We start from the raw sequence: 7,066 nt of genomic DNA, 5'->3' as shown, positions 1-7,066 counted from the left end.
GGCGAGCGAACCGGCGGGGGCGACCCGGCCCGCCTCCACGGCGGCCGCGGCGTCGGCGAGCGCCTCGCGCGGCACGATGCGTTCGATCCAGTGCCACGCGGATGCCGGGTGGCCCGCCTCGTGCGCGTACTGGTAGCCGCCCGGAGTGAGCGCCGTCCAGGGGTCGACCCAGTCGAGGGCGATGCCGGCCGGCGTGAACGCCGGGGTCGCGGCATCCAGCGCCTCGACCGACATCGCCCCGAGCACCGCGAACTCGGCACTGCGGTCGGCGACCTCGACGCGGAGCATGAATCGCATGCGGTCGAGCCACGCCGCGAGGGGCGCGGCCTCGGCGCCCTCGACGATGAGCCACATGGTCTCGCCGTCGTCGATGACGTGCACGGCGTGCTCGATGCGACCCGATGCACCCAGGAAGAGCGCCTCGGCGCTCTCGCCCGGCTGCAGGCGGTCGAGCGCCTGGCTCGCCATCGAGTGCAGCCACGAACGGCGGTCGGGGCCGGTGACGCTGACGACGCCGCGGTTGGAGAGATCGACGATCGCCTCGCCGCGTTCGAGGTTGCGCTGCTCGACGATCGGGCCGCCGTAGTGGCCGACGATGCCGGCGTCGACGCCTTCGGCAACGACGGCGCCGGGTACGGCGAGGAACGGGGAGGAGGTCATCAGTCCACTTTCGCGAGTCGGGCAGAGGCGTGGGTGCGGAGGTCTTGACCGAGCGCTGCGATGTCCCACGCCCACAGCAGGTGCGCCTCGACGAGGCCGTAGAGCCGGGTCGCCGCCGCGTAGTCCTTCGCGCCGGCGGTGCGCATGACGGCGTCGGTCGCGAGGTCGATCCGCGGCCCCTTCACCTGGCCGAGGTAGAGCTCGCTGACGCCGCCGGGGTGCACGATCGACACCTCGAGGTCGAATCCCCCATCGGTGTTGCGCAGGGTCTCCACGGAATCGGCGTCGGGATAAGGGGGCTTGCCGACCGCCGGGAGCAGCCCCGGGCCGACGTCGCCCTCGCCGAGGTCGCGGGCGATGCGCCAATAGCCGGTCTCGGTCGCGAGAGGAGCCGGCTCGCCGCCCGCGGTCTCGGGGAAGAGCCACGTGTACGACGTGTAGTTCAGGTGCGGGAGGCCGTCGTGGCTGAAGCTCACGCGCTGGCCGAACTCATGGGTGACCGACCCGTCGCCGATCTTGTAGTCGATCACTCCAGACCCCTCCCAGACTCCGATGAGCCAGGAGAGCGGAACGAGCTCGGCCGGAAGGTCGACGGGCAACTCGATCACGAGTTAGCGCTGCCCCCGGAACAACTTGTAGACGACGACCCCGCTGATGTACGCGATCGCGACGGTCGCAAGGCCGAGCAGGCCGATGAACAGCAATTCGAGGGCGAGCAACGACTCCATGCGGAAAGTCTACCCGTTCACCGCGGCCGCTATGGGGGCCACCGCCGCCGCCGCGAGCGCGACCACGATGACCGCGCCGCCGACGCTCGCGCTCGCTCGGGCGACGAAGCCCGCGGGCCGCCTCGACGCCAATTGCGTGACGAGCGCCGCGAGCACGGATGCCGCGAGCACCACTCCGAGCGCCCCGTAGACGCCGAGCCACGAGGCGTCGCCGAACCAGGAGCCAGTGCCGCCGTAGGCCAGCGCGACGACGACGAGCGCACCGGCCAGGGCGATCGCCCACACGAGGAAGACGCCCGGCCATCCGCGTGACTCGGAATGCGTTTGCATGGTCTCCTCGTTCGGCTCGCACGTCGGGGGGCCCGGCGTCGCGTAGTATTGACGCACCTTACTACTGGAGGGTGAGTGCGTGGCGCAGCTGCTGATCTTGTCGCCGGCAGCCAACGATGACGTTCTTCCGGCTCTGTCACTCCTGACTCACCGAACGCGGGTCATTCCCGCTTCGCCTGAGCAGCTGGTCAGAGCGCCCGAATCCGATCTCGTCTTCCTCGATGCCCGCACGAACCTCGCGGGCGCGAAGGCGCTCTCGCAGATCCTGCGCACGACGGGGCTCTCGGTGCCGCTCCTGCTCATCGTCACCGAGGGCGGACTCACCGCGGTCACTCCCGACTGGGGCATCGACGACGTCGTGCTCGAGCACGCCGGTCCCGCCGAGGTCGACGCACGCATCCGGCTCGCGATCGGGCGCGCGCAGTCCGCCCTGCCGAGCGAGCGCATCCAGACGTCGGGCGTCGTCATCGACGAAGCGAGCTATTCGGCGAAGGTGCACGGTCGCACGCTCGACCTCACCTACAAGGAGTTCGAGCTGCTGCGCTTCCTCGCGGCGCATCCCTCCCGGGTGTTCACGCGCGAGCAGCTGCTCAGCGAGGTGTGGGGATACGACTACTTCGGCGGCACTCGCACCGTCGACGTGCACGTGCGACGTCTCCGCGCGAAGCTCGGCGACCTCGACAGCCTCATCGGCACGGTGCGCAACGTCGGCTATCGCTTCAACGTGCACGAGGAAGACGATCGCGACCAGCCCGTCACCGCCCGTTAACACGCTCCTCATCGCGGTCTCCCGGGTAAATGGCATGATGAGGGGATGACCGCCGACAGTGTCCTCGACGACGACCGGACGTCGAGTGACTTCGACGATGACTTCGAGCCGCTCGACATCGAGGGGGCGCCCGAGCTCCCCGCCGAACGGTACCTCGATCGCGAGCTGAGCTGGCTCGCGTTCAACCAGCGCGTGCTCGAACTCGGTGAAGACCCACGGGTGCCGGCGCTCGAGCGCGCGAACTTCCTCGCGATCTTCGCGTCGAACCTCGACGAGTTCTTCATGGTGCGCGTCGCCGGCCTGAAGCGGCGCATTGTGACCGGTCTCGCGGTGCCGACGAACGTGGGCCGCTCGCCCGCCGACGTGCTGAGCGACATCTCGAGGAAGGCGCACGAGCTGCAGGAGCGGCACGCCGCCGCATACCAGGAGCTCGTGAAACCCGCCCTCGCCGAGGCCGGCATCCGGGTCGTCACCTGGAACGAGCTCGGCGACGAGGAGCGCGAGCACCTTCGCGAGTACTTCTCGCGGCAGATCTTCCCGGTGCTCATGCCGCTCGCGGTCGACCCGGCGCATCCGTTCCCCTACATCTCGGGGCTCTCGCTCAACCTCTCGGTGCGCGTGCGCAACAGCCGCACGGGCCGACAGGAGTTCGCCCGCGTCAAGGTTCCGCAGATGCTGCCGCGGTTCGTGCGGGTCGAGCCCGACGAGTCCGTGGAAGACGCGCGATACATCACGCTCGAAGACCTCATCGCGAACCACCTCGGCGACCTGTTCCCCGGCATGGAGATCGTCGAGCACCACGTGTTCCGCGTCACGCGCAACGAAGACGTCGAGATCGAGGAAGACGAGACCGAGAACCTCATCAAGGCCCTCGAGAAGGAGCTGCTGCGGCGCCGTTTCGGACCGCCGATCCGGCTCGAGATCACCGACGACATGGACGACGTCACGCTCGGCCTGCTCGTGCGCGAGCTCGACGTGACCGAACAGGAGGTCTTCCGGCTTCCAGCTCCCCTCGACCTCGGCGGCCTCTTCGACCTGTCTCGTCTCGACCGGCCCGAACTGCACTACCCGACGCACGTGCCGACGACGCCCGTGCAGCTGCAGCCGTCCGAATCGAACCTGCGAGCGGATGTCTTCGCCGCCGTCTCCCGCAAAGACGTGCTGCTCCACCACCCCTACGAGTCCTTCGCGACGAGCGTGCAGTCCTTCCTCGAGCAGGCCGCCGCCGACCCCGACGTGCTCGCCATCAAGCAGACCCTGTACCGCACGTCGGGTCAGAGCCCGATCGTCGAGGCGCTCATCGACGCCGCCGAGTCGGGAAAGCAGGTGCTCGCGCTCGTCGAGATCAAGGCCCGCTTCGATGAGCAGGCGAACATCTCCTGGGCCCGAAAGCTCGAGAAGGCCGGCGTGCACGTCGTCTACGGCCTCGTGGGCCTGAAGACCCACTGCAAGCTCGCACTCGTGATCCGGCAGGAGAAGGGGGTCTTGCGCCACTACAGCCACATCGGCACCGGCAACTACAACCCCAAGACCAGCCGCATCTACGAAGACCTCGGGCTGCTCACCGCCGACGACCAGGTCGGCAAAGACCTCACCCGGCTCTTCAACGAGCTGTCGGGCTATGCGATCGAGAAGAAGTTCAAGCGCCTGCTCGTGGCCCCCCTCCACTTGCGCAAGGGACTGCTCAAGCTGATCGCGACCGAGATCCGCAACGCCGAGGCCGGCTTGCCCTCCGGCATCCGGATCAAGGTGAACTCGATCGTCGACGAGTCGATCATCGACGCGCTCTACCGCGCGTCGAATGCAGGAGTGCCCGTCGATGTCTGGGTGCGCGGCATCTGCAGCCTTCGTCCCGGCATCCCGGGGCTCAGCGAGAACATCCGCGTGCGGTCCATCCTCGGCCGCTACCTCGAGCACTCGCGCGTCTTCTCGTTCCTGAACGACGGCGACCCGCAGACGTTCATCGGCTCGGCCGACATGATGCACCGCAACCTCGACCGCCGCGTCGAGGCGCTCGTGCGACTCACCGAGATCGACCACCTCGCCGAGATCGACGCGCTCTTCGACCGGGCGATGGACGACACGACGAGCTCGTGGCGGCTCGACGGTTCTGGTGAATGGATCCGGCACTCGGTCTCCGAAGAGGGGCACCCCCTCGGCGACATGCAGAATGTGCTCATGCACCAGATCGGCGCGCGCCCGCGAATCGGGAAACGGCGTTGACGACGGCGGTCTATGCCGCCGGCGCGGTCTGCTGGCGCCTCATCGACGGCAAGGTGCATGTGCTCGTCATCCACCGCACGGTCTACGGCGACGTGACGATTCCGAAAGGCAAGGTCGAGCCCGGCGAATCGCTGCCACGCACCGCAGTGCGCGAGATCGCCGAGGAGACCGGGCTCGAGGTCGCACTCGGCGTGCCGCTCGGCATCTCGCGCTATCCGTTGCCGAGCGGCCGCGAGAAGATCGTGCACTACTGGGCCGCCGAGGTGAGCGAGCGCGCGGTGCAGCGATCCACGTTCCGGCCGAACGCCGAGGTCGCAGCACTCGAATGGGTGACGATCAGGCGCGCCCGTGGTTACCTGAGCTATTCGCCCGACGTCGAGATCCTCGATGCCTTCGCGAAGCTCGTCGACCAGGAGGTGACGAGCACGTTCGCCCTCATGCTGCTGCGGCACGGCAAGGCCTCGACGCGCAACGGGTGGAAGGGACCGGATGCCGCTCGGCCGCTCGTCGCGCGCGGCGTGCGGCAAGCGGCCGCCCTCGTCGAGACCCTCACGGCGTGGGGTCCGAAGCGCATCGTCACGAGTCCGGCAGTGCGCTGCGTCACCACGGTGACACCGCTCGCCGCCGCGACCGGGATGAACATCAAGCGCGACGACGGCATCAGTGAGGAAGCCTGGGAGTCGGGCAACGGCGAGGTGCGTCGCGTCGTGGGCAAGCGGGTGCGCGCCGGGAAGGCCGCGGTGCTGTGCAGCCACGGTCCCGTACTGCCCGAGATCATGCGCGAGATCGCCCTCGCCACCGGCACGCCGATCGGCTCGTATGTCACGGATGCCGCGGGGCTCGAGGCCGGCGCGTTCAGCGTCGTGCACCTCTCGGCCAGCAACCCGAGCTCGGGCATCATCGCCATCGAGACGCATGCGCCTCGGGCGTGACGCGAAGCGTCACGCTCCGAGGCGAAAGGCGGCAGCCCCGCCGCCTCCCAGCGGTGCGAGGCGCAGCCTCGCGGGCTGCGGCAGCCTCCTCGACGTGACGAGCACGTGACCTGCCAGGAACATCTACTGCAGCGTCACGCCCCTCCCCTCCCATCAACCTCCCAGCGGCGGCATCCGCCCCGACAGCGCTCGTTCACCTCCTGTTCACCGACGTGGCGGATGCTCGTAAGGCGCGCTCATTAGCGTCGCAGGCGGGTCGGCACCGGCCCCAAACCCCCTGCAATTGAAACCCCGGAAGGGAACCACGTGAACCTCAAGCGTTTCGGCGTGCCCACCGTCATCGCCGTCACCGCGGCGATCGCGCTCAGCTCCTGCGCCTCGAACGAAGGCGGTGCAGTCCCCGAGGAGTCGGCCTCGTCGCTCTCGGGCAACCTCGTCGGCGCCGGCGCGTCCTCCCAGGACGCCGCACAGCAGGCATGGATCGCCGGCTTCCAGACCGCGAACCCCGACGTCACGATCGACTACGACCCGTCGGGCTCCGGCGCCGGTCGCGAGACCTTCCTCGAGGGCGCGAGCGACTTCGCCGGTTCCGACCGTGCGTTCAACGACGAGGAGATCGCCGCGGGCGGCTTCGCCAAGTGCGCGGCGGACTCGAGCATCGTGGAGCTCCCGCTCTACGTCTCGCCGATCGCCGTCATCTTCAACCTCGAGGGCGTCGACGAGCTGAACCTCGACGCGGCGACCATCGCGGGCATCTTCGCGGGCACGATCACGACGTGGAACGACCCGGCGATCGCCGCCCTGAACGACGGCGTCGAACTCCCCGACACGGCGATCACGCCCGTGCACCGCTCCGACGACTCGGGCACCACGGAGAACTTCACCGAGTACCTCGGTGCGGCCGCTCCCGACGTGTGGACCTATGAGGCCGACGGTGTGTGGCCGTTCGAGGGCGGCGAGGCTGCCCAGGGCACCTCGGGCGTCGTCGACGCCGTGACCAACGGCACCGGCACGGTCGGCTACGCCGACGCCTCGCGCGCCGGCGACCTCGGTACCGTCGCCGTGCAGGTCGGCGACGAGTTCGTGCCGTACTCGCCCGAGGCCGCTTCCGCCATCGTCGACGCCTCTCCGTTCGTCGAGGGTCGGAGCGAGGGCGACCTCGCCATCGAGATCGACCGCACCTCTGAAGAGGCCGGCGTCTACCCGATCGTGCTCGTGAGCTACCTCATCGCCTGCCAGCAGTACGAGGACCCGGCCAACGTCGAGCTCGTGAAGGCCTACCTCGGCTACATCGCGAGTGAGGACGGCCAGGCAGTCGCCGCGGAGAGCGCCGGCTCGGCTCCGATCTCGGAAGCGCTGCGCGAGAAGGCAGTAGCTGCGATCGACTCGATCCAGTAGTAGGTTCGTGCCCGACCCCCGAAGTT

7 protein-coding genes are annotated in these 7,066 nt (G+C 68.9%); 4 read left to right on the top strand and 3 right to left on the bottom strand.

All coding sequences use genetic code 11. The features are described 5' to 3' along the window. From ESP51_RS14710 to ESP51_RS14700, 3 genes are all read right to left on the bottom strand, one after another. Positions 1-660, bottom strand: a 660-nt coding sequence (locus tag ESP51_RS14710; RefSeq protein WP_422386854.1) for a YgfZ/GcvT domain-containing protein, incomplete at its 3' end; no start/stop codon positions are given. Beyond that, a complete protein-coding gene (locus ESP51_RS14705; protein ID WP_129521642.1) occupies positions 660-1,268 on the bottom strand; it encodes a nitrobindin family protein in 609 nt (202 codons plus the stop codon). The genes ESP51_RS14705 and ESP51_RS14710, both read right to left, overlap by 1 nt. A 129-nt stretch (positions 1,269-1,397) precedes the next feature. Then, positions 1,398-1,718 (bottom strand): hypothetical protein, encoded by a 321-nt coding sequence (locus ESP51_RS14700; RefSeq protein WP_129521641.1) that lies wholly within the window; start codon positions 1,716-1,718, stop codon positions 1,398-1,400. 79 nt (positions 1,719-1,797) lie between these two features. Here ESP51_RS14700 and ESP51_RS14695 point away from each other — a divergent pair, with 79 nt between their 5' ends. From ESP51_RS14695 to pstS, 4 genes are all read left to right on the top strand, one after another. Continuing rightward, positions 1,798-2,487 (top strand): winged helix-turn-helix transcriptional regulator, encoded by a 690-nt coding sequence (locus tag ESP51_RS14695; RefSeq protein ID WP_129521640.1) that lies wholly within the window; start codon positions 1,798-1,800, stop codon positions 2,485-2,487. A 45-nt stretch (positions 2,488-2,532) separates the two neighbouring features. After that, positions 2,533-4,710: an RNA degradosome polyphosphate kinase gene (locus ESP51_RS14690; RefSeq protein WP_129521639.1), complete on the top strand. Its 2,178-nt coding sequence runs from the start codon at positions 2,533-2,535 to the stop codon at positions 4,708-4,710. Beyond that, a complete protein-coding gene (locus ESP51_RS14685) occupies positions 4,707-5,642 on the top strand; it encodes an NUDIX hydrolase (protein WP_241843188.1) in 936 nt (311 codons plus the stop codon). The genes ESP51_RS14690 and ESP51_RS14685 overlap by 4 nt, the downstream gene beginning before the upstream one ends. Before the next feature lie 306 nt (positions 5,643-5,948). Further along, positions 5,949-7,040 carry a phosphate ABC transporter substrate-binding protein PstS gene (gene pstS / locus ESP51_RS14680; protein ID WP_129521637.1) on the top strand — a complete coding sequence of 364 codons (1,092 nt, stop codon included), beginning with the start codon at positions 5,949-5,951 and terminating at the stop codon, positions 7,038-7,040. Positions 7,041-7,066 lie beyond the last annotated feature (26 nt).

It is taken from the genome of Agromyces albus, from assembly GCF_004134825.1.
Lineage (GTDB): Bacteria > Actinomycetota > Actinomycetes > Actinomycetales > Microbacteriaceae > Agromyces > Agromyces albus.
The sequence above is the reverse complement of the archived record's forward strand: the minus strand, read 5'-3'. Positions and strand labels throughout refer to the sequence as shown.

Bases quoted from the DNA above. Each gene is read 5' to 3' on its own strand.
- ESP51_RS14690 (WP_129521639.1), top strand. From the start codon at position 2,533: ATGACCGCCGACAGTGTCCTCGACGACGACCGGACGTCGAGTGACTTC.
- ESP51_RS14700 (WP_129521641.1), bottom strand. From the start codon at position 1,718: ATGCAAACGCATTCCGAGTCACGCGGATGGCCGGGCGTCTTCCTCGTG.